This is a genomic window from Brucella sp. NBRC 12953 (assembly GCF_040369775.1).
Classification (GTDB): domain Bacteria; phylum Pseudomonadota; class Alphaproteobacteria; order Rhizobiales; family Rhizobiaceae; genus Brucella; species Brucella pseudogrignonensis.
Genome location: NZ_BAABSV010000003.1, coordinates 531,174 through 554,732, shown reverse-complemented (window position 1 = coordinate 554,732; position 23,559 = coordinate 531,174). Strand labels below are relative to the sequence as shown.

Here is a 23,559-nt window from a genome sequence, read left to right as displayed (position 1 = left end):
CTAGACAGACCGTTTTGGGATGGTGACTTTGGCCGTCATGCGCAGGCCAAAAATCGCAAAGATGAGCATGAGCCAGACCGGGTCCATGCGCCGGAAGAAGAAGCTTTCCAGCATCGCGTTGAGCGTGCCGAAAAACACAAACATCAGAAAGAAATCTGCCAGAAACAGGTTTTCGCGTGTCGGCCTGCACCGCATGTAGTTCACAAGCGGCATGATGATAATGACGAAAACTGCGCAGATCAGACCGATAAGGCCCATGGAAAGCGTGATGTCGAGATAGCCATTATGGCCATGCACGATGCCACGCACATCCCAATCGAGATAATAAGGATGGGCTGCTTCCTTGACGCGATCAGTTCCCCAGAAACTTTCATAGCCAAAGCCGATCCAAGGGCGGCTGTGCAGCGCCTCGACGGCAAAAGCCCAGATTGATGTGCGTCCGGTAAAGGTTGGATCAACGGAGAATTTCAGGACGATCTGGTGCAGCGGCTCGAACAGAACAGTGCCGATGGTAAACAGCGCAAATACCACCTGAATGGCAAGGATCATGAGCGGTGCCAGTCCACGGATACCGAACACGCCCGGACCAATGACCAGAAGCATAGCGAAGGGAACCAGAGCAACCGTGGTTTTTGAGCCGGTATGCGCCACGAAGAACAACGCCAACAAAGCAATGACAGCACCGCTGGCCCGCCACCCGCGCCGCCACAAATAGATGCCTCCAAAAGCGAAGAGCGCCATGACTGGCCCGGCGATGTTTTTGTGTGTGAAAACACCACGCCAGAGAAACGAATTCTGTGGCTCGCTTACATCAACGCCATGTGTGCCAAGATTGGGTAACAGCACAACACCCGCATAGGAAATGACAATGACGATGGAGGCTACTGTGAGCAGCATCACGGAATAACCGTCAGCATCTTGTGGCAGAGCGAGTACTGCAACAATTGCCAGAACACCGATCAGTGTCAGCATGACCCCGCGAATGGCAGTTCCCGGATCGGGACTTACGAAAGCAGATGCCAACAACAAGCCAAACATGAGCAGCCAGCCAAGACTGACCAGCCGCATCAGTTTGCGCGGATCAGCAAACATGGCCAATGCAGCCAGTGCTATTGCGCCAACGAGACCAAAGCCTAGCTGATTGACGGTGTCGCCCGCTTGCGGCCCATCGGGTGCGACGGGCATGGAAAACGGGCGGAATGAAATCAGCAGAATGCAGAAAATAACCGTCGCGGTGACGAGCGCAATCTGGCGCATCGTCACCCGCATAGGATCGGACGAACCTGAACTAGTTCTTGTCCGGGTTGCGATACTGCTCATTCAGATATCCAAAATGGGCCATCACTCGGCCCAGACCGATATGGATGAAGTAGGTGCCGACAGGTGCAAAGCCAGCAGCAACACCTCTTCTGACTGCCTTGATCGGCGAGTAAGCCAGCAGAGCAAGGCTCTTCAGGAACACGCGCACCTGACCCAAAGGCTCATCCTTGCGCTTGCGCTGTTCGATCAGCGTCGAAAGAACGCCGTTGCGCAGACCGCGTGATCTGATCCAGTCATTTTCCAGGCGGCGTGCAGGAATAGTTTCGCGCACAATGCCTTCCGCACACCAGGCAACTTTGAAGCCCTTGGCGATTGAGCGGGACAGGAAGTCAGAATCGCCGCCGCCTGTGAAGTTGAACTTGAGATCCATAAACGGATAGCTGTGCGACTCAAGAACTGCGCGTGCGATCAGCAGATTACCCGAGGAGTAGATGATCGGAACCGGACCGGTCTTGGTATAATGCGGCAGGAAGACCGGGTGCTTTGCCCACTGTTCCGAATTTGGCTTTTCAAAAATCGGATACTGTGGACCGCCAACGAGGCTAACGTCGTAACGCTCAGCGGTTGCAACCATGTTTTCGATCCAATCCGGATCGGCCAACTCATCGTCATCGATGACGATGACATATTTGAAGTTCGGGAAAAACTTCGTCGCAGTCAACCAGCCAGCATTATAGGCATTGCAGTTGCCGCGGTGGGATTCACCGATCAGCATACCACGATACTTGCCGGTTTCGAAAAGCGGAGCGGCAACGGTTGCGCCTTCCTTCTTTTCGGTTTCGTTCTCGATCACGACAACCGCCCATTTGCGCTTGGTTGTCTGCGCATTCAGCGTGTCGAGTGTGCGTATCAGGTGCTCTGGCCGCTTGAATGTCGGGAGCGAAACGACGATGTCGATCTCGTCATAGGGAAGACCAGGCGTTTTAGCGATTACTTCAATATGATCCGGTAAATCTGGCATCACAGCATCCGATTATTTCTAGGATTTAGGTTTTTATGTTTATCTTTCCACTATTGATAAACGCTTAAAGAAAAGTTCACCGCATGGCTGTAGACACTAGCTTGAATAAACATTCATTAAGAGCCGTCAGGAGTTGAATTGCAACCGTTTCGTCTTGTCTTCGTGACATCGCTTGTTCCACATGCAGTCGCCTCAACAGGTTATGAAGTCGCAAATGCCGCGGTTATTGATGGGCTTCGCCGTGCTGGCGCGCATGTGACCGTTCTGGGCTTTACATGGCCGGGCCACAAGGCTGCGGAAGACAAGGACACAATTGTACTCGGCGAAGTCGAAGTCCGCACTGAAGGTGCGGGCATCAAGCGCAAGATCGGATGGGTGCTCAAATCTTTCCTGACCGGCCTCACAGTTTCCTCGGCAAAGGTACGGGTGATCCCGGCAATCGAATTGCACAATGCGATCACCGAACTTGGTGAATTCGATGCTTACGTGCTCAATGGCGTTACTCTACCAGGCGCATTTGAAGGAATTTTTAAGGACAAGCCATCGCTTTTCGTTGCCCACAACGTCGAGTATCGCTCGGCAGAGGAAAACGCGGCCGATGCCAAAGGTAAGGTTCAGAAATTCCTGTTTGGCCGAGAGGCGCGCATTCTCAAAAAGCTGGAAAACAGGCTTTGCAAACAGGCGAGCTTTGTCTTCACTTTTGCGGAAGATGACGGCCCGGCGCTGGGCCTCAACAACGACAAGTTTGCAACCCTGCCCCTCGTTATGCCGGGCAATGGCCAGACCGTAAAGCCAGAAGCAGCCAAATATGATCTTACGTTGATCGGCACATGGACATGGCATCCGAACCGCATTGGCCTTGAATGGTTCCTGCGCGAAGTAAAGCCGCTTCTGCCAAAGGATGTCTCAATCGCCATCGCCGGAAACACGCCGGCTGATCTGATTGCAGCATGGCCGGGCGTGAATTTTCTCGGCAAAGTGCCGGATGCCACAGCCTTTGTCGAAAGCGGCAAGCTGATACCGCTTATCAGCCGTGCTGGCACAGGCGTACAGCTTAAAACCATAGAGACATTCGAGTTGGGCAAACCAAGTGTCGCAACCGCGCATTCTGTTCGCGGCATTGGCAATATTCCAGCGAACTGCACGATCGCCGACAAGCCTGCAGAATTTGCCGCAGCCATCGTTGAACGTCTAAAAGCGATCAACGAAGGTGACGATCAAAGACTTGATGGCAAAGCCTTCAAACAGGCACAAATCGCAGGCATGGACAGTGCTATCGCCCGAGGCTTAAAGAAACTTCAGGACGTTACAGGAAAAGCAGACTGAATATGACGAATAGTTCATCCGAAAAACTCGAATATCGAAATATTCTCGGCATCAAAGTTGTCTGTTTCGACTGGGACAGTTCATTCGCTTATTTTGAGAAGCAGATCGAAAACCATGAATTCATGAAGCAGGGTTGGCTGAATGCCAACAACGCCAATATTGCGCATGAAGACCCGGCCTATATGGCAGCGCTTAAAGATTATCTGATCCTGCCGGATGGTATTGGCGTCGATATCGCAAGCAAGGTCGCCTACGGTGAAAAATTCCCGGCCAATCTCAACGGCACGGACTTCATTCCCGGCCTGATGCAGCACATCAAGCGGCCGATGAAAGTGGCGCTTCTGGGCGGCGGTCCCGGCGTTGCGGCAGATGCAGCGCAGCTGTTCAAGAAACAGATACCACAGCATGATTTCCGCGTGATCTCGGACGGTTATTTCAAGCCTGCCGATATCGACGGTATTCTGGCTCAACTTAAAGAGTATCACCCGGATATTCTGCTGGTCGCCATGGGCGTTCCCCGGCAGGAAATGTTCATCGACAAGCATATCACGGCAGAACATTGCACCATTGCGAGCGCTGTGGGTGCCTTGTTTGACCTGCATACGGGCCGCGTGCAGCGTGCGCCCCATTGGGTCCGCACAGTCAAGATGGAGTGGGTGCATCGTCTGCTGCAGGAACCACGCCGTCTTGCGAAACGCTACCTCGTTGGCAACCCGGTTTTCCTCTGGCGCGTGGCCAAGGAAAAGCTCTCAGGGGGTAAGCCTTGAAGACAGCAATCGTTACCGCCAGCTGGGATCAGGACTTTGAGCGCTGCAAGCTCTTGTGCGAAACCATGGACAAACATGTCACCGGTTTCACCAAGCATTACATTCTTGTCGACAGCAAGGATGTAGCCCTCTTTCGGCAGATCGAGAGTGCAAACCGCATCGTCATCGACGAGCGCGATTTGCTGCCTTCATGGATTCGCCCATTTCCCGATCCGACCTATCTCGGTCGCCGCCGTGTCTGGCTTTCTTTCAAAACCAAGCCATTGCGCGGCTGGCATGTGCAGCAGTTGCGCCGCATTGCGCTGGCCAGCAAGGTGGAAGAAGACGGTCTTCTCTATACCGATTCAGACACTGCTTTCGTGAAGCCCTTTGATTGCAGCACACTCTGGCAGGGCGATAAGTTGCGCCTGTTCTATCGGCCCAATGCACTTGCCAATCCCGAATGGCCGGAGCATCCGGTCTGGGCGGAAAATGCCGGAAAACTGCTTGGCGTCAAAAACGGCAAAAGCGCACTGAATGATTATATCGGCCAGCTTGTTTCCTGGCGCAGAGATTCAGTCGTCGGCATGTGCGAGCGGATCGAAAAGCACACTGGTCAGCATTGGGTTGCCGCAATCGGCAATGTCCGCCGCTTCTCGGAATGCTTCATCTACGGCCATTATGTCGATGATGTTCTGGAAGGCGCAGGCCATTTCCACGATACCCACGATCTCTGTCGTATGCAGTGGTTTGCACCACCGCCGAGCGAAGAAGAGTTCCGCACCTTCATTGCCGAGATGGAACCGCATCAGGTTGCCATTGGTATGCAGTCATTCCTGAGCCTTTCAGTGAATGACATTCGCCGGATCATCGGCGCGTGAGCTAGAGCATTTCCTGTTTTGATTGAGTTATTGGAAATGCTCTATCCATTTGTTTCTACGCGCATCTTTTTCCGAAAACCGCTTCGCACTTTTCGGGATGCGCTCTAGTGGATTCAGAAGAATAAAGCCCGGAGCACCAAACTCCGGGCTTTTTTATACCCGCTTTGCAGGCAATCTCATGCTGGTATAGGTGAAAACCAGCGAGAGGATGTAGATGCCGGCAAAGACGAAGTTAAGCCCGGCAATCCAGTCGTTGTTGTCGCCGTGATAAAGCAGCAGCAGCCAGACGAACAAGGCCTTGGCCGCAGTCATCAGCACCATGCTTATAGTGCGCAGGCCAGATTGACCGCGCGCATAAAGAATTTCTGTCTGATACTCGATGAGATTGCGGAAGCCCGGCACCAGCAGGACCAGCGGCAGAAGACCGACAATCGGCGCCACACTTGCACCAAGTGCTGTTGGGAAGAACTGCAGGAAGATCACCATTGCGCCGAGACCTGCAACAGACACGGCAAAAACCGCAAATTCCAGCCCCGCCCTGATGCGCAGCGACGCCAGCATATTCGGATTGCGCATGAGCTTTTGCACCAGCATCATATTAAACGAACGGATCGGCAGTGCCGTCAGGTCCACAAGGCGCATAATGATCGCATAGATACCCGCCGTGGTCGGCCCGCCAATGCTCAGAACCAGAAGCTTGTCGAGTTCGCTCTGGATATAGAACAGCAGTTCCGCCCCCATCACGGCGATGGAATCGGAAACGCGTCTCAAATAAAGGCGCGGCTCAAAACGCAGTTTCACTTTCGGATAGAAGCGCAACGCGAAAAGCAATGCCACCGCATTTGCAGCCAGATACCACCATGCCCAATGGGCGACATCATGGTGAGCTGCCAGAAACATGAACAGCACGGCAGCAATGGCACGCGTGGTCGTACCAAAAATCACCAGAAGCGCTGAGATGCCGAAGCGGCGCAGACCATTATTGACGATGATGATCATTTCCGTCGAGCGCCAAAACAACGCTTCGGCAACCACCACCACAGCAAAGGGCAGGAATGAAATATCCCGGCTGAAGAAGATGAAATAGACGATCCAGGAACAGAGCGCGAAAAGCGGCAGCGACAACAGCACCGCCACCAGATAGCCCGCCGTATAGGTTCCCAGAAGCAAAGGTTTGACGGTCGAGATGCGATAAAGCGGCGAGCTGAACCCAAGCGAGACCAGACGCGAAAGCACCACACCTGTTCCGGATGCAGTAGCAAAAATACCGAAGTCACCTGTCGGCAATGTGTTTGCAAGTGCAATGAAATAAAGAAGCGAAACCACCAGCCGTCCGGCGGAACCCGAAAACAGCGAGAAATAATCCCGCACCATGCCGCCTCGGCTACCCAATAATTTCTGGACTGCTTTCGCGATCACCCAAGGGCCTCGTCTTTATATTACCTGTTGCTTGTTTAGTCGTACATGCCGACCGTAAATCGATACTTAGCGAAAAAGACTTAATTAAAAAGCACTAACGCGAATATCGCGATGCAAATTAACCATTTGTTCTCCATAAAAAACCTATAGTCCGATGCGAGTAAGCGATATTTCGGGGTACGGACATCTTTGACGATGAGCGGTGACGACAAGCGCAACAAAGGAAGAGAAGAAAAGCCTCTTCTGGCATTTTCAGACGCGCCCGAGACGAGCCGCGAAGAATCTGACGCGTCCAAAAACGAATCTCAGACCATTGCGCCGCCTTGGACACCCCCTGCAACGCCTGAAGAACGGGCAGAGCTTTTCCGCTCACAGCAGGCAAACAAAGCAGCAGAAGAGAAAGAAGTTTCCGAGCTTCGCAGTCGCATGGCCGCGATCAAGACCGAGCTTGAGCGCAAGATTGCCGAGCGTGAAGCGCGTGAAAAGTCACCGAAAGATGCGCTGCCACAGCCTTCTGAACCAGTACAGGAAGCAGCCGCTGGCGAAACTGCGCTGCCTGCCCGACGTGATGCACCGGACAATGAATGGAAACCGCTGATCGATCCGCGTGTTGCGATCGAAGTGGTGAAGGGTTCTCGTCGCTTGCTACTGGCCACGACCTTGCTCGGCGGCATTGTGGCTACACTTTATGCGCTGACCATTCCGCAGATGTTTGTGGCCTCCACCGATATTCTCGTCGATCCGCGTAATGTGCGGTCTGTTGGCACCGAGCTCACCCCGGGACAATTACCGACCGACGCCTCTTTGGCCATCGCTGAAAGTCAGGCACGCCTGCTTGATTCGAGCAGCGTACTTCTCAAAGTTATTGATAAAGCAGATCTCACCAAAGACCCCGAGTTTAATGGTAGTTTTGTACCTACGGGTGTCGCCGGTTTCTTCGCGCAGCTGAAAACCATGTTCCGGCCGAAAACGGCCAGTGACGGTCAGGCGCTTGAAACCCGCGTTCTCTACAATCTCTATGATAGTCTGACCATCGGTCGAGATGCCAAGACCTTCATCTATTCGATTTCGGTCAAGACGCGAAATGCCGAGAAATCGGCTGAAATCGCCAATCTTATTGGTTCCGTTTTCCAGACAGAGCTTGATTCGCTTCAGTCAGATGTGGCTCGCCGCAATGCGGACGAACTTTCAAAGCGTCTCGCCGATATGCGGGGCAATGTCGAGAATGCGGAGAAGGCAGCTGCAGATTATCGCGCCTCACGCGATCTGGTTGATGTCGATGGCAAGCTTATCAGTGACAATGATTTGTCGCGCCTCAACGATCAGCTGACCAATCAGCGCGCGGAAACCATGCGGCTTCAGGCGCGGGTACAGGTGCTTAGCGATGCCAATACCGGCAGCGTGATCTCCGGCACCCTGCCGGAAGATTTGCGTTCCAACACACTGACAGCCTTGCGTGCGCAATATGCACTGGCGAGCCAGAACGCCAATGGTGCGTCCACCCAGCTTGGCCCACGCCATCCGCAATTCATTCAGCTTCAATCGCAGAAGCAGACTGTTCTCAATGATATTGATGCGGAACTGCGTCGCATTCGCGCTTCATTGCAGGTCGAAGTCGCGCGTTCCGTGCAGCAAGAGAAAGACCTGAGCGCCCGACTTGCGCAGCTCAAGTCACAACAGGCCAATAGCAACAATGATCGCGTGAAGCTGCGCGAGCTGGAGCGCGAAGCAACGACGTTGCGTTCAGTCTATGAAGCATTCCTCCTGCGCTCGCGTGAAACGAGTGAACAGGAAGGCATCACGACCACCAATGTTCGTGTGATTTCGGAAGCACGTCCGCCGCTTGATCCGGCCGGATCAACACGCAAGCTGATTGTAATTGCAGGGCTGATTGCGGGCTTTATGCTGGGTCTGGCAATAACAGCCGTCCGCAACTTCGGACGGCTGGTGCGTGTCAGTTAAGATCGCGAGATTTTACGTCCGCTGGCACGCAGAATTCCCTGCGCGCCATCGAGATGACCGACCTTTAGCTCCAGCGCCAGAAACCGACGCTTTTCAAACGGGCCGGGCATGGCAAGTTCACCGGTCTTCTCGGCAGTAAAGCCGAAACGGCTGTAATATTCCGGATCACCGACCAGCAGAATAGCGCCATGACCAAGCCGCTTTGCCTCGGCAATTGCGTGCTGCATCAAGGCCGAACCGATACCGCGACCGGCAGTTGATGGATCGACTGCAAGCGGGCCGAGCAACAGAGCTGAAACCGGAAAGCCGAACGCATCCAGACCGGCATGGACATTCCACAACCGAACAGTGCCCGCCAGCATTCCATGGTCATCAATCGCCGAAAAAGCCAGACCTTCCGCGGGCAGACGACCACGGCGCAGTTTTTCCGACGATTTCCTGCGACGGCCTTCGCCCATCGCGCGATCAAGCAGAGCTTCACGCGCAATGATGTGTTCCACTGCTTCACCCGCGATGGTGAAAGCTGGTACAAAAAGCGGCGAAAGGCCGGCTACGGTAGTTTCCTGAATTTCCAGATTTGCGTTCATGACATCGCACCCTAAAAATGGGCAGCCGCACATCCTGCCCAGCACTTTTCAGCGCCGGGCAGATTGAGAGGATCGGTCGGACTTATAACGGTATGATCTAATCCGAAAACCGGTTCCCACTTTTCGGGATCATACCTAACCCGGCCGGTTAGATGACGTAGGATCGGAGCGGTTCGAAGCCATTGAACGCCACCGCCGAATAGGTGGTGGTGTAGGCGCCTGTGCCTTCGATGAGAACTTCATCACCGATGGTCAGCGAAACCGGCAGCGGATACGGCGTCTTTTCATAAAGAACATCCGCACTGTCGCAGGTTGGGCCAGCCAGCACGCAAGGTTCGGTTTCGCCACCATCATGTGGAGTCACGATCTGGTAGCGGATCGCCTCGTCCATGGTTTCGGCCAGACCGCCGAATTTGCCGATGTCGAGATAGACCCAACGAACATTGTCGTTGTCCGACTTGCGCGAAACCAGAACCACTTCGGTCTTGATCACGCCTGCATTGCCAACCATGCCACGGCCCGGTTCAATGATGGTTTCCGGAATGCGGTTGCCGAAATGCTTCGACAGCGCATCGAAGATCGCCATGCCGTAAGCCTGTGCGGTCGGTACATCCTTGAGGTAGCGGGTTGGGAAGCCGCCGCCCATGTTGACCATGCGAAGGACGATGCCTTCGTCAGCCAGCGTGCGGAATACCGATGCAGCATCGCTAAGAGCGCGATCCCATGCGGTGAGGTCCGTCTGCTGCGAGCCGACGTGGAACGACACACCGTAGGAGTCGAGGCCGAGCGACTTTGCATGACGCAGCACGTCGATAGCCATGGCAGGCACGCAACCGAACTTGCGCGACAGAGGCCATTCAGCGCCTTCACCATCGGTCAGAACGCGGCAGAACACGCGGCTGCCAGGAGCTGCGCGCGCAACCTTTTCGACTTCTTCAACGCAATCAACGGCAAAGAGGCGGATGCCCAGCTCGAAAGCGCGCGCAACATCGCGCTCCTTCTTGATGGTGTTGCCATAAGAGATGCGGTTTGGCGTTGCGCCGGCTTCCAGTGCCATTTCGATTTCGGCAACCGATGCCGTATCGAAGCACGAGCCAAGCGATGCAAGAAGACGCAGGACTTCAGGTGCAGGATTTGCCTTCACAGCATAGAAAATGCGCGAGTAAGGCAATGCCTTTTCAAAATTCTGATAGTTTTCGCGCACGACGTCAGTGTCCACGACGAGGCAAGGGCCATCTGGGCGGCGGGTGTTGAGGAAGTCAATAATACGCTGAGTTGCCATGGTCGTTCTCCCGCGCGGCTTGATTGGCCGCATCTAGAGCGCAATCCTTTTCGGAATTGCGCAGAAAAAACACTTAGGGAATCAGACCGGGTCCCCCATGGACCCGAAAATTCTCTAAGAGACAAAGTAAGCATAAGCGCATCCGCGGTGAGGCCAGCCTTTGGAGGTGCTGAGGTCACGCGAAAACTCATGCGGCGATGGAACAACGCTAAACCCGCGTTACTCCGCTTTGTCTGCCTTGGATTGGAATTGGAGAACCGCATCCGCACTTCTGGCAATGAAGGTGTGCCTCTTCAGTAATTCCGGCTTTTGGACAGCCGAAAGACACTAGAAAGGCCCGCACCGTCGTTGCTTCAAGATGTCCTTGATCTGGCGGTTGGCCTACAGATCAACTGGAGCGGTTAGGTCCAGGTACCGTACCGAATTCCTCACCATTCGAGGATCGGCGGACACCCACAGGCACGTGCGACTTTGGGCAAGGGCGATATAATCCCAAACATGTGTTCATTCAATGACAAATCAGGGTCGAGCGAAAATAATTTTTAGGGGTCTCAACGTATTCACTGTGCTTGCCATTGTTCAATATTAGTGAAACAATCTACCGTATAAATTTCTCTTTTCTTAACCATAAATGCTGATTTCGACAGCAAGTCGTGAACAATGACCAGCCTCGATTCCTTCAACGCCCTCATCACAAAAGCTGAAATCGCACCTGCACCTTCGGTCAATGGCGCTCTTCAGGGCGCAACTTTGGCAGTCAAAGACATTTATGATGTCACAGGAATGAAAACAGGCTGCGGCAATCCGCAGATTTTGGCCGAATCAGTTGCAGCCGAAAAATCGGCGCCCGCCGTCGAGAAGCTGCTCGCAGCGGGTGCAACAGTGATCGGCAAAACGCAGACCGATGAGCTGGCCTTCTCTTTGATGGGGCAAAATTCGCATTTCCCCTACCCGATCAATCCCGCAGCGCCCGACCGCGTTACCGGTGGGTCTTCATCCGGCTCTGCGGCGTCGGTCGCCGGAAAAATCGCAGATATAGCGCTCGGCTCTGATACCGGCGGTTCAATCCGCGCGCCTGCCAGCTTCTGCGGGCTGATCGGCCTGCGTACCACACATGGGCGCATTCCGCTTGAAGGCATCATGCCGCTTGCGCCCTCGCTCGACACAATCGGCTGGTTTGCCCGCGACATCGCGCTTTATGAAAAGGTCGGGCAAGTTCTGCTCAGCGATGATGAGCAGAACTTCAGCTTCTCGCAGCTTCTTTATATGCCGCTTCTTGAGCATTTGCTGCTCGATCATCCTGAAACAGACAGCTATCGCGCCATGTTTGCGAAAGTGCGCCCGCATTTTGCAAGTCTTAAGGCTGCCAGCCAGTCAACCTTGTCAATCGACGAACTCTACCTCACCTTCCGCCAGATACAGGGCTGGGAAGCATGGAACACGCATGGCGCGTGGATTTCATCCGGTGATCGCAAGCTTGGCCCCGGCGTCGCGGACCGTTTTGCTTACGGCTCGGAAATCTCCGACGAAGCAGTAGCCCGGCATCGCATACGCCGTGCGCGTTTCACACAGGAATTGGAAACAATCATCGGTGACAACGCGGTTCTGGCACTGCCAACCGTACCGGGTGCAGCACCTTTCGCAAACGAACCATTCGAGAGCCTGCAAGCCTATCGTGAACAGGCTCTGCGGCTGCTTTGCCTTTCCGTGCTATCCGGCCTGCCACAGATTACTGTTCCACTGGGACAGGTTCACGGCGCGCCATTTGGCATCTCATTCATTGGCCCACGCGGCAGCGACCGGGCGCTTATTGCGCTTGGCCGAAACATTCTCGAAAAGCAGGACTAGACCATGGATACCCTCACACGTATGCGCGCATTCATCGACGTGGTCGAAGCGGAAGGTTTTTCGGCTGCGGCGCGAAAGATCGGACGCTCCAAGGCGCTGCTTTCCAAATATGTGCGTGAACTTGAAGACGAGCTTGGCGCCCGTCTTTTGAACCGCACCACGCGCCAGTTCTCGCTGACAGAAGCCGGACACACCTATTATCACCGCGCTGTCGAGATCATCCGCGAGATCGACGCGCTTCAGGATGCCGTCAGCGAAACAAGTTCAGACGCGCGCGGACGCATCAAGCTTTCAGCGCCGCGTACCTTTGCCGATGCGGTGATCGGGCAATCGCTGATCGATTTCTGTCTTGCCCATCCGGAAATCGTGCTCGACGTGCGGCTGGATGATCGTTTCGTTGATATGGTGGAAGAAGGCTTCGACCTTGCAATCCGCATCACGCGTTTGCAGGATTCCTCGCTCATTGCAAAAAGGCTGTCACCGTTCCATTCCGTTTTGTGCGGTGCGCCAGAGCTGATTGCGCGCGTTGGCAAGCCCGAACGCCCGGAAGATCTGCACGATAAGCCCTGCATCATCGACACCAATGCCCGCTCACGCAACAACTGGCATTTCCGCAATACCGACGGCTCGATGATGACGGTGACGGTCAATGGCCCCATTGAAGTCAACAGTCCGGTTGCGACCAAAACTGCCGCAATTGCCGGACTTGGATTTTGCTCGCTTCCAGCCTTTATTGCGGAAGAAGAGATTGAGCGCGGCAGGCTCATTCCCTGCCTCGATGAATTCATCGTAAGGGATGGCGGCATCTATGCGGTCTATCCGCATCGTCGCTATTTGCCAGCCAAAATCCGCGCTCTGGTCGACTTTCTGACCCAGTGGTTCAAGGAACGCGAAATGCAGGGCGACACAAAACTGTAAAAGATCGCGGTATAAAAGGCGGCGCTTGCGTCACTTGTCCTACTTTTGCCGCCTTCACCCTTATGCCTTGCAGATGAATTCACGGAACCCGTATATGCTTGATTTGCGCTCATGGCTGAAAAGCCCCCTTGGCCTTGCCGTAACACTGGCGACAGTGTTTGCGCCTCTGGCCGCGAGCGCGCACCCGCATGTCTTTGCCGATGCAAGGCTGGAACTGACAATTGCACCGGACGGCACGGTGGAACAGCTCGCCCATATCTGGCGTTTTGATGATGTGTTTTCATCAACGGTTCTGATGGAGTTTGATAAGAATGGCGATTTGCAGCTCGACAAAAATGAGCTGATCGACCTTGGCCATGTCATCAACAGCTCCATCGCCGAGTTCAAATATTTTCAGACCGTGCTTGCCGATGGCAAGGATGTTAAAATGGCTCGTCCGAAAGATCTGGCAGCTGACTTCTCCGATAATCATCTGATGATCGTTTTCACCAGCAAGCCTGAAAAGCCGCTAAAGCTTGAACCGGGACACAAGGTCAGTTTCGGTGTTTACGATCCGACCTTTTATACGGCCATCGACTATGTGAGCGATAATGAGCTGGTTGTTAAAGGTCTGCCTGCAGGCTGCAAGTCTGAGGTCATTCGCCCTAACCCCGATGAAGCACTTGCGCAAAATCAGGGCACACTGACCGAAGCCTTTTTCAACGATCCGGCAGGCACAGACATGTCGAAGATTTTCGCCACGCGCCTTGAGATAGACTGCGAGAAAAAAGGATAATCAGCCTTATGAAGAAAACGGTCCGTTTCATTCTCACAGTCAGCCTCGTGATGATCGCCGCCCAGGCTTGGGCGCAATCATCTCTGGGCATCGGTGCCAATGAAGTCGCCATGAAACCGACCGGACCTTTTGCGCATATCATTCTCTGGATGAATGAACAGCAGCGCAACTTCTATCTCGCCATGACAACCGCGCTCAAAGCCATGCGCGAAGACCCATGGCAGGCATCAGTGCTTATCGGCCTCTCCTTTGTTTATGGTATTTTCCATGCCGCTGGTCCCGGCCATGGCAAGGCGGTCATTTCGTCTTACATGATCGCCAATGAAACGGCATTGAGACGCGGCATTTTCCTGTCTTTCATCTCATCGCTGCTGCAGGCGATCATGGCGGTGTTTGTGGTGGGACTGGCCTGGCTTGTGCTGCGTGGCACCGGCATTTCGATGAACCAGACGGCGCGCTACATGGAAATTGCCAGTTTCGCGCTGGTGCTGTTCTTTGGCCTGTGGTTGCTTGCACGCAAATTGCCGCTTCTGTTCAAGAAGCGTGACAGTGCTGAGCCTTCCCCGACGAGCGCGCTTTTTGCGGCAGCGCCTCAAACGGCAATGGCCAGCGGTCCAGCCTGGCAGGGCAGCGTTTCACAAAGCACGCGTGCGCTCGGCACCACCAACACGGTCAAGCTCAACTACAAGCCTGCCAATGCCGCGGCCGATCACGTCTTTATCGGTGAGGGTGATATCTGTGCCGATTGCGGCAACGCCCATATTGCCGATCCATCGACGCTCGGCGACGATTTCAACTGGAAGACGGCATGGTCGGCGATTTTCTCTGTCGGCCTGCGCCCATGCTCCGGCGCGCTGATCGTGCTCACCTTCGCGCTTCTCAATGGTCTGTTGGTTGGTGGATTGCTTTCGGTCTTCGCGATGGCTTTTGGCACATTTCTGACCGTGGCATTTCTCGCAACCCTGGCCGTAACCGCCAAAAACACGGCATTGCGCTTTGCAGGCAGCAGCGCCATGTCCGGTCGCCTGAAGGCGGCGATTGAAGTAGGCGCGGCACTGTTTATTGCGCTGACCGGCGCTCTGCTGCTTAGTGCTGCACTCGTAGGTTAGTCCTTATTCTGGCGGCGCGAACGCAGCCAGAATATGCCAAAGAAGCTGAGTACGAAGAGTATCCCGAAAATAACCGCTGCGATGTGCGAGCGTTCGCCAAGCGCGATCATGATCGTTGGCAAATAATAGGCAAGCACGCCAAAACCAACCAGGATAATGGCTGCGGCAATTGCCGGATTGCTCTTCTTCGGTTCAGCCGCCAATGCGAAAATCCTCTAATCTTCTGATCTGCTGACCGTCACTATCAAAGTTTGTCGGCGCAAGCCATGCCTGATAAGCTTGTTTCAGCGCTGGCCATTCGCTGTCGATGATCGAAAACCATGCAGTGTCGCGGTTGTTGCCCTTTGTCACCATATGTTGGCGGAAAATGCCTTCAAACTGGAAGCCGAAACGTTCCGCTGCGCGCTTGGACGGCGCGTTTTTATCATTGCACTTCCACTCATAGCGGCGATAGCCAAGCTCATCAAAAATATACTGCATGAACAGGAACTGCGCTTCGGTGGCAGCCGGTTTACGCGAGATGAGCGGTCCCCAATAGATGTTCCCGATCTCGATGGCACCATGAGCCGGATCAATACGCATCAAGGCCTGACGACCGGCAACCTTGCCGCTGGCCTTGTCGATGACCGCAAAGAATAGAGGATCTTCGCTGCCCGACACCTTTTCGAGCCACGGCTCAAAAGCTTCGCGCGTTGCAGGCGGAACTTCGAACAGCCAGGTAAACCGCTGATCCGCATCTTCAACGGAAGAGGCCGAAAACAGCTCGTCACCGTGCCGGGCGGCATCCAGTGGTTCGAGCCTGACATACTGGCCTTCCAGCACTTTGCGTTCAGGCTTCGGGCGTGGTGTCCAATTCTGCAAATCAGTCATTTAATGCTCCCATCTAATAGAGACAGGAGCATAAAAGGCGGATTACGCAAACAGGAAAATTGTCACCCTCATTTCTCTCTTATTGCAGCACGATCCACGGAGACCGCTTTGACGAGCGCCACGACCTGATCGCCCACTGCAAGGCCCAGATCATCGACCGAACGCCGCGTCAGTCGCGCACCCAGACGCCGCCCCTGAAAGTCGAGCGCGACGTGAGCATTCGGCCCTTCTCCCGCTTCAATCGCCACAATGGAAACCGGCAGCACGTTGCGGATACTGATCGCATCTGGTGCCTTGCGCGCAATGGAGACATCGCGTGCGCGAACCCGAAGGCGCACATGCATGTTCTGTTTAAGCCCGGCATCGCTGAGCTGGAATGTCGTCCCGCCAAGATCAATTTCGGCAAGTTTGTAGCGCTCATCATAAGCTGAAACCGAGCCTTCAAGCAGCACACCAGCGCCCTCGCCTTCCCCATCAATCAGCGGGAAAATCTCGGCAGCTTCGCCACTGGCTTTCACCTTGCCGCCCGATAGAAGAACGATTTCATCGGCAAGCCGCGCAACCTCGTCAATCTCGTGGCTGACATAGACGATCGGCACATGGCTTTCATCACGAAGCCGCTCGATAAAGGGCAAAATCTCCTGCCTGCGTGCATGATCCAGAGAGGACAGCGGCTCATCCAGCAACAAAAGTGCCGGATCAGACAAAAGCGCACGACCAATGGCCACACGCTGGCGTTCGCCGCCCGAAAGAGTTGCCGGACGACGATCCAAGAGGTGATCGATACCAAGCAGCGCCACAACCTCATCAAAACTGCGGCTGTTCTGGCGTTTTCCGGCCCAGCGCGCATAAGTGAGGTTTCGCTTCACACTCATATGCGGAAACAGCCGCGCTTCCTGAAACACATAGCCGATACGGCGTTTTTCAGGTGGCAGATTGATACCCTTTTCGGCATCGAAGAGCGTGAAATCACCGACTGCGATGCGCCCGCTTTCCGGATGCAGCGTTCCGGCAATCATCTTGAGAAGCGTTGTTTTGCCAGCGCCCGAATGGCCAAACAGAGCCGTAACGCCCCAACGGGCGGCAAAATCTGCTTCAACCGCAAATTTGCCATTGCGGCCAGCGACGGAAACTTCAAGACCGCTCATTTCGCTTCTCCTGCAAGCCTGCGCTGCAACCATTCAGACAACACCACGGCAGCAATGGAAATGGCTGCAGAAATCGCAATCAGACGGAAAGCTTCTGCGTCGCCTGTTGGCGTCTGCAATAGGGCATAGATCGCCAGTGAAAGCGTTTGCGTTTCGCCCGGAATGTTGGAAACAAAGGTGATGGTCGCGCCGAACTCGCCCAGCGCCTTGGCAAAGCCAAGCACCGCACCCGCCAGAATGCCCGGCAGCAAGGGCGGCAAAATCACCGTGAAAAAAGCAATAAACCTGTTGGCGCCCAGCGTGCGCGCCGCTTCCTCAAGCCCACGATCAAGCCCTTCAATCGAGAGGCGAATAGGGCGAACAAGCAATGGAAACGCCATGACGCCTGCAGCAAGAGCTGCACCGGTCCAGCGGAAGGAAAAGGAAAGGCCAAGCCATTCCTGCAATGGCGCCCCAAGCGCGCCACGCGATCCAAACAGGATCAGCAGAAGATAACCTGTCACCACCGGCGGCAGAACCAGCGGCATGGTGACAATAGCCTGTACCAGAGACTTGCCCGGAAAATTAAACCGGGCAAGAATCCACGCAACAAGAAAGGCAATTGGCAGAGCGACAACAATAGCGATCCCGGCAACCCGGAGCGACAGAGCAACAATCTGCCAGACATTGCCTTCCATCATTACTGAGCGGCCTCTGCAGCGCCTACAAAGCCCTTGTCCTTGATGATCGCCTGGCCGGCATCGCTTTCAAGGAACGCAAGGAATGCCTTGGCAGCATCATTTTCGTTCTTTGCAATCAGTGCTGCAGGATAAAGGATTGGAGCATGGCTCGAAGCCGGGAAGCGATAGGCTTCAACGAGTTCAGGCGCAGCCGCACGATCCGATGCATAGACGATTGCAGCCTTCACTTCGGCGCGGCTCACATATTGCAGCGCAACGCGCACGTTTTCGGTGAAAACGGCGTTCTTTTCGATGTCTTTCCAGATATCGAGCTTTTCAAGCGCTGCCTTGCCATATTTGCCAGCAGGAACGTTCGACGGATCACCCATTGCAAAACGGCCAGCGCTGAGCAATTCCTTGGCTTCACCCTTCGGCGTTTCCTTCTGCGTTGCAATCACCAGCGCGTTGCCCGCAATCACCTTGCGCGATGCCTTGTCGATCAGGTCGGCTTTCTCGACATAATCCATCCAATCGAGATCAGCAGAAATGAAAATCTGTGCCGGAGCACCCTGCTCGATCTGTTTTGCCAGAACCGAAGACGAAGCAAAGGAAGCCACAACTTCCGTGCCGTCCTTGGCCTTGATCTGCTTGGCGGCTTCCTCGATCACATCCTTCATGCTGGCTGCAGCAAAGACCGTGACCTTTTCGGCAGCATGAGCAACCGATGCAGCACCGGCTGCAACCGTAATAAGAAACGCAGCGATAAGTTTTTTCATTGTCGACCTCCATGGCGCCCGTATTTCGGGCAAACATCATCACACGCCGGAAAAAATCCGCCGCCGTTTGTTCGAGCATCAAGACCTGTCGAGATGCTCAACTTGCGATGATGGGTATGATGGAGGCAAACGCGACCCGGATGCCGTCAAACCCTTTTCACACGGGCGTCCATCCAAAAGCCGCCCAGAATTTCCGTAACGAATTCATATCGTTCCGAAAACATGGCCACCTTAAAGGGGAGTATTAGCTTTGGCTAGTGCTGATAAGAATGATGCGGCAAAAAGGGCCGCATCATCAAAGCGCATCCCGAAAAGTGTGAAGCGGTTTTCGGGCTAAGATGCGCGTTCAAAAAAAGTTAGCGTCCGATGTGCTTGTGGCTTGAGCCACGGAGCTTGGCGAGCTTGACCTGCTTTTCGCGCTCGGCAAAACGTGCGCGATCTTCCGGCGTGCGTTCGTCATAACAACCAGCGCAGGAAATGCCTTCCTCGAAGAACTGCGAAAGCTTGTCTTCTGCAGTGATCGGACGACGGCAGGCGCGGCAAAGCTCGATATCGCTTTCCGTCAGACCATGACCGATTGCCACGCGTTCATCGAACACGAAGCATTCGCCGTTCCACATGCTTTCTTCTTTTGGCACGTCTTCGAGATATTTCAGAATACCGCCCTTGAGGTGGAAAACATCATCAAAGCCGAGCCCCTTGACGAAGGCCGTTGCCTTCTCACAACGGATGCCACCCGTGCAGAACATGGCAATCTTCTTGCCTTCAAGCTTGTCGCGGTTCTGCTCCACCCATTCCGGAAATTCGCGGAATGTTTTGGTGTTCGGATCAAGCGCGCCTTCAAAAGTACCAATGGCATATTCATAATCGTTGCGCGTATCGACAACGACCGTGTCTTCATCGGCAATCAGCGCGTTCCAATCCTTGGGCGCAATATATGTGCCAACGCTTTTCAGCGGATCAATGCCATCGACGCCCATGGTGACGATTTCACGCTTCAAACGCACCTTCATGCGATAGAACGGCATTTCGGTCGCATTGGAATATTTGAGTTCCGGATTGGCAAGGCCGGGAACTGCAGTAATGTATTTTACGAGCTTTTCGATTGCTTCAGCAGAGCCTGCAACCGTGCCATTAATACCCTCTGCTGCAAGCAACAGCGTCCCCTTGATGCCATTCGTGCAGCAAAGTTCGGCCAGCGGCTCGCGCAGGCTTTCATATTGCGGCAGCGGCGCAAAGCAATAAAGGGCAGCAACAGTAAAAGGTAGATTGCTCATCGTTCGATCTCTTCCAAATTTCCTTCGAACTAGTCCTCGAACGCGGCAAATTCAAGTTATTTATCCCCCTCCTCTCAAGACGAGCGAAAATCCGGCTTCGATAAACGCGGTTTGCAAGAGGAGAAACCTGTTGTTCGATACAGAAAGTTTTGCAGAAATCATCTCATTGGCAAGGCAAGCCGGAATTGATCCGGCAGCGCTTCTGGCAGTGGCTGAAGTGGAAAGTGGCGGTCGCGCGCTTTTCGACATTAATGGCAAAAAAGAACCGGCAATACGCTTTGAAGGCCATTATTTCGACCGGAGGCTTGCAGGCCGTATTCGTGATCAGGCGCGTCAAGCCGGATTATCGGCGCCGGAGGCAGGGCGCGTGCGCAATCCGAAGACCCAGCGCGAACGCTGGCTTTTGCTTGAGCGGGCCGTGTCTATCCATAAGAAGGCGGCGCTTGAATCCACCTCATGGGGACTTGGTCAGGTGATGGGCGCCCATTGGGAATGGCTGGGCTATAGCAGCATTGATGAACTGGTGGCGGAAGCACGCAGTTCTGTCGGTGGACAGGTCAGGCTGATGCTGAATTTCATCGACAAAGCCGGATTGAAAACAGCACTGGAGCAGAAAGACTGGCGCAATTTCGCACGCCGCTATAACGGGCCAGCCTTCGCATGCAATCAATATGATAGCCGCATGGCCGCAGCCTTTGAACGCTGGAACCGCAGCCTCGGCCGTATATTGCTAGCGGCATAACGCTGCCGCGCCGCGCATCGGTTTTGATGTGCGCGGTAGACAAACAGGGCCATGCACTTTAAATCGATTTTTACCCGCACACTCAAGCAGAAGAGCAAGCTCATGCCGCAGAAAACCGATCTTCTCGTTCCCGTCCTGCAAGGCCAACCAGTCATTCCCGTCTTGCTGATTGACAAGGTAGAACATGCGGTTCCGCTGGCACGCGCGCTGGCCAAGGGTGGATTGCCAGCAATCGAAATCACCCTGCGCACGGCTGCAGCACTCGACGCCATTCGCGCAGTCGCATCTGAAGTGCCCGAAGCAATCGTCGGTGCAGGCACCATTCTCAATGCAAAGCAATATGAGGAAGCAGCCAAGGCCGGTTCGCGCTTCATCGTAAGCCCAGGCGCGACGAAGTATATTCTCGCTGCAGCTGATGACAGTGATGTGCCTCTGCTGCCTGCGGCCATCACGCCCAGCGAAATGCTCGCCCTTCGCGAAGAAGGCTACACGCATCTCAAATTCTTCCCGGCAGAACAGGCAGGCGGCGCACCATTCCTGAAAGCCCTGTCCTCGCCACTGGCCGGTACAATCTTCTGCCCGACCGGCGGCATCAGCCTTGCCAATGCGAAGACCTATCTTTCGCTGCCAAATGTGGTCTGTGTCGGTGGCTCCTGGGTTGCACCGAAGGAACTGCTGGAAGCGGGCGACTGGGACGGTATCACCAAGCTTGCCGCGGAAGCCGCAGCCTTGAAGGGCTAAACGTTAAACAGCCAATTACAGCGGTTCCAGTTAGAAATGAATCGTTGGAACCACTGTAACTATTTGTTTTTACGCATTATCCGACGCAAAACCGCTTCGCACTTTTGCTGGAAATGCTATAAAAAAGGGGCCTTTACGGCCCCTTTTTTCTTATCTTGATCTCGCGGATGATCAGTTCGTTTCGGTGAACTTCGCTACCGTCAGGAAGGTAACGGCATTGCCGCTGAACTTATTTGAGCGGTCGCTTGGCAGGTCGCCACGCTGGAAGCCAGCGGTATAGACCATTGCCGGTGCCGAACGCATTGCATCGTTGCGCAGAACCGGATTGGTTGCAGGCGCATTCTGCGCAACAGAATCTGTCGACATTGCAATGGTCGAGGTTGGCATCGCCGCTGGCTGTACGACAGCACCTGGACGAGCGCTTGCTTTTGCAACGCGACGAGCACCCTTGGCAGTCGTTCGGACGCCGGTTGCTGCAGCATCACTTGCAGCAGCAATCTGCTGACGGGTTGGAGCCTTGACCTGCTTGGCAACGGAAGCTGTCTTCACCGGAGCAATGCGATCATGTGCAGCTTTTGCAGGAGCTGGAGCTTCTGGTGCAGCATTGGCTACAGGCTTCGTGTCAAAATCGTCATCTGGCGGTCCGATCAGCTCGCCAATCTCATCCTTGCGGGAAAGCATGGCAAGCTGTGTATCGTCGCGTGGGGCAGTCTTTGGCAGCGGGAACGCGGCTGTTTCACCCGGCTGCGGCACGCTTGCGCTTGCATCTGCGACAGCTGGAGCCGCGTCCTGCGGGTTGTTAACGAGCTGGGCAATCGCATCCTGAGGACGGTCAGGCCGCGCAGAAGGGATCGCTGCAGAAGCAAGCTGAACGCTATCGGCTGCCTGCTGAGGACGTGTCGATGGAATTGGAACGAAACCGTTCATCAGCGGCGAAGCACCTGCATCAGCAACTTGAGCCGTGTTTGCATCAACCGCGGCACGCGCGGCCGCAGCTGCTGCGTCACCAGTCTGTTCAGCGGCAGCAAGGGCTACTGCATCCTGAGGAGCGGTCGCTGGCTTGCGCGCTGGAATTGGCACATTGAGCGCTGCCATTGGCACTTCTTCAGCCTGCGGCGCTTCAACCGCAGCTTCCGGACGTGGCGCCTGCATCGGCACCGGCGCATCGCGGGCTGGCAAAGCTGCAACCATGGTTTCAGCCTGTGGCGTCTGTACTGGTGCGGCAGGTGCCGGAGCCTGACGTGCAGGAACGGCGCGGGCTGGACGGGCCGCAGCTGGCGCTACATCGCCATTATCTTCTTCTTCGTCAGCACCGCCGCCGCCAAAGAGCGCGCCGAACAGCGTCTTGCTCTTACGTGGTGCCGAATTGCTGGCCATCATGACGTTGCCGCCACTGGCTTTCTGTCTTTCAATCATCGCAAGCGCCTGCTCATAGCCCGGCAATGGCTTGCCGTCGGCTGGAATGTGAGCAGTCTTACCATCCGGGAACAGCGCTAACAGCTCGCGGCGGCTCATGCGTGGCCAGGAGCGGACATTGCCAACATCCATATGGGTGAAAGGCGAGCCGGAACGCGGGTAATAGCCTACACCGCCGACCTGATAACGCATACCGATGGCGCGCAGCTTTGCAAGCGGAACACCCGGAATGAAAAAGTCCATCGCGCGGCCAAGCGTGTGCTGGCTCTTCTTGGCCACACCGCTGGTCTTGGAGCGCAGCATGTTATTGGTTGCAGGGGAACGATAGGCGGAAACAACAGTGATATACTGATTTGAACCAGTCGAACGATAAACCTGCCAAACCAGATCGAACAGGCGCGGGTCCATCTTGGTTGGCTCGTTGCGACGCCAGTCACGCAGGAAGACGTTCAGCTTCTTCAGACCATCAGGCAGGAAGCGACCATTCTTCTTGAAGGTGATTTCGGCCTTCTCGCCAGTGTGAACATAATAAAGCTTGAGCGTGCGCGTTTCGGCTGATGCTTGCGCCGGTGCGAATGCAGTCACGACCGCCGCTGCAACCAGAGAGGCGGAAACAGAAGAACGAACCTTAAATACGGAAGCAGACAATCCAGTCCAGACTTTCGCAAAGCGCGCTTTAATGGTCGATATGCTGCTCATTGAATTATATCGCCTTACCGTGTTGTCCGCCCTAAGGGCCGTATCAGAGATCGTAGAAACGAATATGCGTGAGCCCTGATTGTCGGATTTAATGGTT

At 54.8% G+C, this 23,559-nt stretch carries 22 protein-coding genes; 10 read left to right on the top strand and 12 right to left on the bottom strand.

Going from position 1 to position 23,559, the window contains the following annotated elements; translation table 11 throughout:
* A complete protein-coding gene (locus tag ABWV94_RS09970) occupies positions 1-1,320 on the bottom strand; it encodes an O-antigen ligase family protein (RefSeq protein ID WP_353413477.1) in 1,320 nt (439 codons plus the stop codon).
* Positions 1,289-2,281, bottom strand: coding sequence for a glycosyltransferase family 2 protein (locus ABWV94_RS09965; protein WP_353413475.1), 993 nt, complete (start codon positions 2,279-2,281; stop codon positions 1,289-1,291). Before ABWV94_RS09965 ends, ABWV94_RS09970 begins: the two co-directional genes overlap by 32 nt.
* 138 nt (positions 2,282-2,419) lie before the next feature.
* On the opposite strand from ABWV94_RS09965, the gene ABWV94_RS09960 reads away from it, so the two are divergent.
* Genes ABWV94_RS09960 through ABWV94_RS09950 form a run of 3 tightly spaced genes read left to right on the top strand, consistent with a single transcriptional unit; the run spans position 2,420 to position 5,234 of the window.
* Positions 2,420-3,607 carry a glycosyltransferase gene (locus ABWV94_RS09960; RefSeq protein ID WP_353413473.1) on the top strand — a complete coding sequence of 396 codons (1,188 nt, stop codon included), beginning with the start codon at positions 2,420-2,422 and terminating at the stop codon, positions 3,605-3,607.
* Positions 3,608-3,609: 2 nt separating this feature from the next.
* Positions 3,610-4,374, top strand: coding sequence for a WecB/TagA/CpsF family glycosyltransferase (locus tag ABWV94_RS09955; protein WP_353413471.1), 765 nt, complete (start codon positions 3,610-3,612; stop codon positions 4,372-4,374).
* Positions 4,371-5,234, top strand: coding sequence for a DUF6492 family protein (locus ABWV94_RS09950; RefSeq protein ID WP_079213180.1), 864 nt, complete (start codon positions 4,371-4,373; stop codon positions 5,232-5,234). Before ABWV94_RS09955 ends, ABWV94_RS09950 begins: the two co-directional genes overlap by 4 nt.
* 153 nt (positions 5,235-5,387) lie before the next feature.
* Here ABWV94_RS09950 and ABWV94_RS09945 read toward each other — a convergent pair whose 3' ends face one another.
* The gene (locus tag ABWV94_RS09945) at positions 5,388-6,653 is read right to left on the bottom strand and encodes a lipopolysaccharide biosynthesis protein (protein ID WP_007877105.1); all 1,266 of its coding nucleotides are present in this window, start codon (positions 6,651-6,653) and stop codon (positions 5,388-5,390) included.
* A gap of 195 nt (positions 6,654-6,848) precedes the next feature.
* Between ABWV94_RS09945 and ABWV94_RS09940 the strand changes: the two genes are divergently transcribed.
* On the top strand, positions 6,849-8,615 hold the full coding sequence (locus ABWV94_RS09940) for a GumC family protein (RefSeq protein ID WP_353413469.1): 1,767 nt from the start codon (positions 6,849-6,851) through the stop codon (positions 8,613-8,615).
* On the opposite strand, the gene ABWV94_RS09935 is transcribed toward ABWV94_RS09940, so the two are convergent.
* Together ABWV94_RS09935 and odc2 are read right to left on the bottom strand one after the other, a co-directional pair.
* Positions 8,612-9,202 (bottom strand): GNAT family N-acetyltransferase, encoded by a 591-nt coding sequence (locus ABWV94_RS09935; RefSeq protein ID WP_353413467.1) that lies wholly within the window; start codon positions 9,200-9,202, stop codon positions 8,612-8,614. The genes ABWV94_RS09940 and ABWV94_RS09935 overlap by 4 nt on opposite strands.
* A gap of 148 nt (positions 9,203-9,350) precedes the next feature.
* Positions 9,351-10,484 carry an ornithine/lysine decarboxylase gene (gene odc2, locus ABWV94_RS09930; RefSeq protein WP_007877108.1) on the bottom strand — a complete coding sequence of 378 codons (1,134 nt, stop codon included), beginning with the start codon at positions 10,482-10,484 and terminating at the stop codon, positions 9,351-9,353.
* 660 nt (positions 10,485-11,144) lie between these two features.
* Here odc2 and ABWV94_RS09925 point away from each other — a divergent pair.
* The 4 genes from ABWV94_RS09925 to ABWV94_RS09910 all read left to right on the top strand — a co-directional run bounded on the left by ABWV94_RS09925 (position 11,145) and on the right by ABWV94_RS09910 (position 15,134).
* Positions 11,145-12,332, top strand: coding sequence for an amidase (locus ABWV94_RS09925; RefSeq protein ID WP_353413465.1), 1,188 nt, complete (start codon positions 11,145-11,147; stop codon positions 12,330-12,332).
* 3 nt (positions 12,333-12,335) lie between these two features.
* Positions 12,336-13,250, top strand: coding sequence for a LysR family transcriptional regulator (locus ABWV94_RS09920; RefSeq protein ID WP_007877110.1), 915 nt, complete (start codon positions 12,336-12,338; stop codon positions 13,248-13,250).
* A gap of 94 nt (positions 13,251-13,344) precedes the next feature.
* Positions 13,345-14,025 (top strand): DUF1007 family protein, encoded by a 681-nt coding sequence (locus ABWV94_RS09915; protein WP_064321407.1) that lies wholly within the window; start codon positions 13,345-13,347, stop codon positions 14,023-14,025.
* A gap of 8 nt (positions 14,026-14,033) precedes the next feature.
* On the top strand, positions 14,034-15,134 hold the full coding sequence (locus ABWV94_RS09910; RefSeq protein WP_113159608.1) for a nickel/cobalt transporter: 1,101 nt from the start codon (positions 14,034-14,036) through the stop codon (positions 15,132-15,134).
* Here ABWV94_RS09910 and ABWV94_RS09905 read toward each other — a convergent pair.
* The 6 genes from ABWV94_RS09905 to trhO all read right to left on the bottom strand — a co-directional run bounded on the left by ABWV94_RS09905 (position 15,131) and on the right by trhO (position 19,864).
* Complete coding sequence (locus ABWV94_RS09905) at positions 15,131-15,337, bottom strand: hypothetical protein (protein WP_007877114.1); 207 nt, start codon at positions 15,335-15,337, stop codon at positions 15,131-15,133. The two genes, ABWV94_RS09910 and ABWV94_RS09905, sit on opposite strands and share 4 nt — an antisense overlap.
* Complete coding sequence (locus tag ABWV94_RS09900) at positions 15,327-16,004, bottom strand: GNAT family N-acetyltransferase (RefSeq protein WP_353413462.1); 678 nt, start codon at positions 16,002-16,004, stop codon at positions 15,327-15,329. Before ABWV94_RS09900 ends, ABWV94_RS09905 begins: the two co-directional genes overlap by 11 nt.
* Before the next feature lie 68 nt (positions 16,005-16,072).
* Complete coding sequence (gene modC / locus ABWV94_RS09895) at positions 16,073-17,152, bottom strand: molybdenum ABC transporter ATP-binding protein (protein WP_353413460.1); 1,080 nt, start codon at positions 17,150-17,152, stop codon at positions 16,073-16,075.
* Positions 17,149-17,832 (bottom strand): molybdate ABC transporter permease subunit, encoded by a 684-nt coding sequence (gene modB, locus ABWV94_RS09890; RefSeq protein WP_007877118.1) that lies wholly within the window; start codon positions 17,830-17,832, stop codon positions 17,149-17,151. The genes modC and modB overlap by 4 nt, the downstream gene beginning before the upstream one ends.
* Complete coding sequence (modA, locus tag ABWV94_RS09885; protein WP_064321403.1) at positions 17,832-18,587, bottom strand: molybdate ABC transporter substrate-binding protein; 756 nt, start codon at positions 18,585-18,587, stop codon at positions 17,832-17,834. Before modA ends, modB begins: the two co-directional genes overlap by 1 nt.
* Before the next feature lie 356 nt (positions 18,588-18,943).
* Positions 18,944-19,864: an oxygen-dependent tRNA uridine(34) hydroxylase TrhO gene (gene trhO, locus ABWV94_RS09880; RefSeq protein WP_079213189.1), complete on the bottom strand. Its 921-nt coding sequence runs from the start codon at positions 19,862-19,864 to the stop codon at positions 18,944-18,946.
* A 130-nt stretch (positions 19,865-19,994) separates the two neighbouring features.
* Here trhO and ABWV94_RS09875 point away from each other — a divergent pair, with 130 nt between their 5' ends.
* Together ABWV94_RS09875 and ABWV94_RS09870 are read left to right on the top strand one after the other, a co-directional pair.
* On the top strand, positions 19,995-20,606 hold the full coding sequence (locus tag ABWV94_RS09875) for an N-acetylmuramidase family protein (RefSeq protein ID WP_353413458.1): 612 nt from the start codon (positions 19,995-19,997) through the stop codon (positions 20,604-20,606).
* Positions 20,607-20,708: 102 nt separating this feature from the next.
* Positions 20,709-21,347, top strand: coding sequence for a 2-dehydro-3-deoxy-phosphogluconate aldolase (locus tag ABWV94_RS09870; RefSeq protein WP_113497818.1), 639 nt, complete (start codon positions 20,709-20,711; stop codon positions 21,345-21,347).
* Between the two features lie 171 nt (positions 21,348-21,518).
* Here ABWV94_RS09870 and ABWV94_RS09865 read toward each other — a convergent pair whose 3' ends face one another.
* The gene (locus ABWV94_RS09865; RefSeq protein ID WP_210341961.1) at positions 21,519-23,462 is read right to left on the bottom strand and encodes a peptidoglycan L,D-endopeptidase MepK; all 1,944 of its coding nucleotides are present in this window, start codon (positions 23,460-23,462) and stop codon (positions 21,519-21,521) included.
* Positions 23,463-23,559 lie beyond the last annotated feature (97 nt).

What these genes read in the sequence shown, in the direction of transcription:
- ABWV94_RS09970 (WP_353413477.1), bottom strand. Translation starts at nt 1,320, where the DNA reads ATGAGCAGTATCGCAACCCGGACAAGAACTAGTTCAGGTTCGTCCGAT.
- ABWV94_RS09965 (WP_353413475.1), bottom strand. Translation starts at nt 2,281, where the DNA reads ATGCCAGATTTACCGGATCATATTGAAGTAATCGCTAAAACGCCTGGT.
- ABWV94_RS09955 (WP_353413471.1), top strand. Translation starts at nt 3,610, where the DNA reads ATGACGAATAGTTCATCCGAAAAACTCGAATATCGAAATATTCTCGGC.
- ABWV94_RS09940 (WP_353413469.1), top strand. Translation starts at nt 6,849, where the DNA reads ATGAGCGGTGACGACAAGCGCAACAAAGGAAGAGAAGAAAAGCCTCTT.
- ABWV94_RS09935 (WP_353413467.1), bottom strand. Translation starts at nt 9,202, where the DNA reads ATGAACGCAAATCTGGAAATTCAGGAAACTACCGTAGCCGGCCTTTCG.
- odc2 (WP_007877108.1), bottom strand. Translation starts at nt 10,484, where the DNA reads ATGGCAACTCAGCGTATTATTGACTTCCTCAACACCCGCCGCCCAGAT.
- ABWV94_RS09925 (WP_353413465.1), top strand. Translation starts at nt 11,145, where the DNA reads ATGACCAGCCTCGATTCCTTCAACGCCCTCATCACAAAAGCTGAAATC.
- ABWV94_RS09920 (WP_007877110.1), top strand. Translation starts at nt 12,336, where the DNA reads ATGGATACCCTCACACGTATGCGCGCATTCATCGACGTGGTCGAAGCG.
- ABWV94_RS09915 (WP_064321407.1), top strand. Translation starts at nt 13,345, where the DNA reads ATGCTTGATTTGCGCTCATGGCTGAAAAGCCCCCTTGGCCTTGCCGTA.
- ABWV94_RS09910 (WP_113159608.1), top strand. Translation starts at nt 14,034, where the DNA reads ATGAAGAAAACGGTCCGTTTCATTCTCACAGTCAGCCTCGTGATGATC.
- ABWV94_RS09900 (WP_353413462.1), bottom strand. Translation starts at nt 16,004, where the DNA reads ATGACTGATTTGCAGAATTGGACACCACGCCCGAAGCCTGAACGCAAA.
- modC (WP_353413460.1), bottom strand. Translation starts at nt 17,152, where the DNA reads ATGAGCGGTCTTGAAGTTTCCGTCGCTGGCCGCAATGGCAAATTTGCG.
- modB (WP_007877118.1), bottom strand. Translation starts at nt 17,832, where the DNA reads ATGATGGAAGGCAATGTCTGGCAGATTGTTGCTCTGTCGCTCCGGGTT.
- modA (WP_064321403.1), bottom strand. Translation starts at nt 18,587, where the DNA reads ATGAAAAAACTTATCGCTGCGTTTCTTATTACGGTTGCAGCCGGTGCT.
- trhO (WP_079213189.1), bottom strand. Translation starts at nt 19,864, where the DNA reads ATGAGCAATCTACCTTTTACTGTTGCTGCCCTTTATTGCTTTGCGCCG.
- ABWV94_RS09870 (WP_113497818.1), top strand. Translation starts at nt 20,709, where the DNA reads ATGCCGCAGAAAACCGATCTTCTCGTTCCCGTCCTGCAAGGCCAACCA.
- ABWV94_RS09865 (WP_210341961.1), bottom strand. Translation starts at nt 23,462, where the DNA reads ATGAGCAGCATATCGACCATTAAAGCGCGCTTTGCGAAAGTCTGGACT.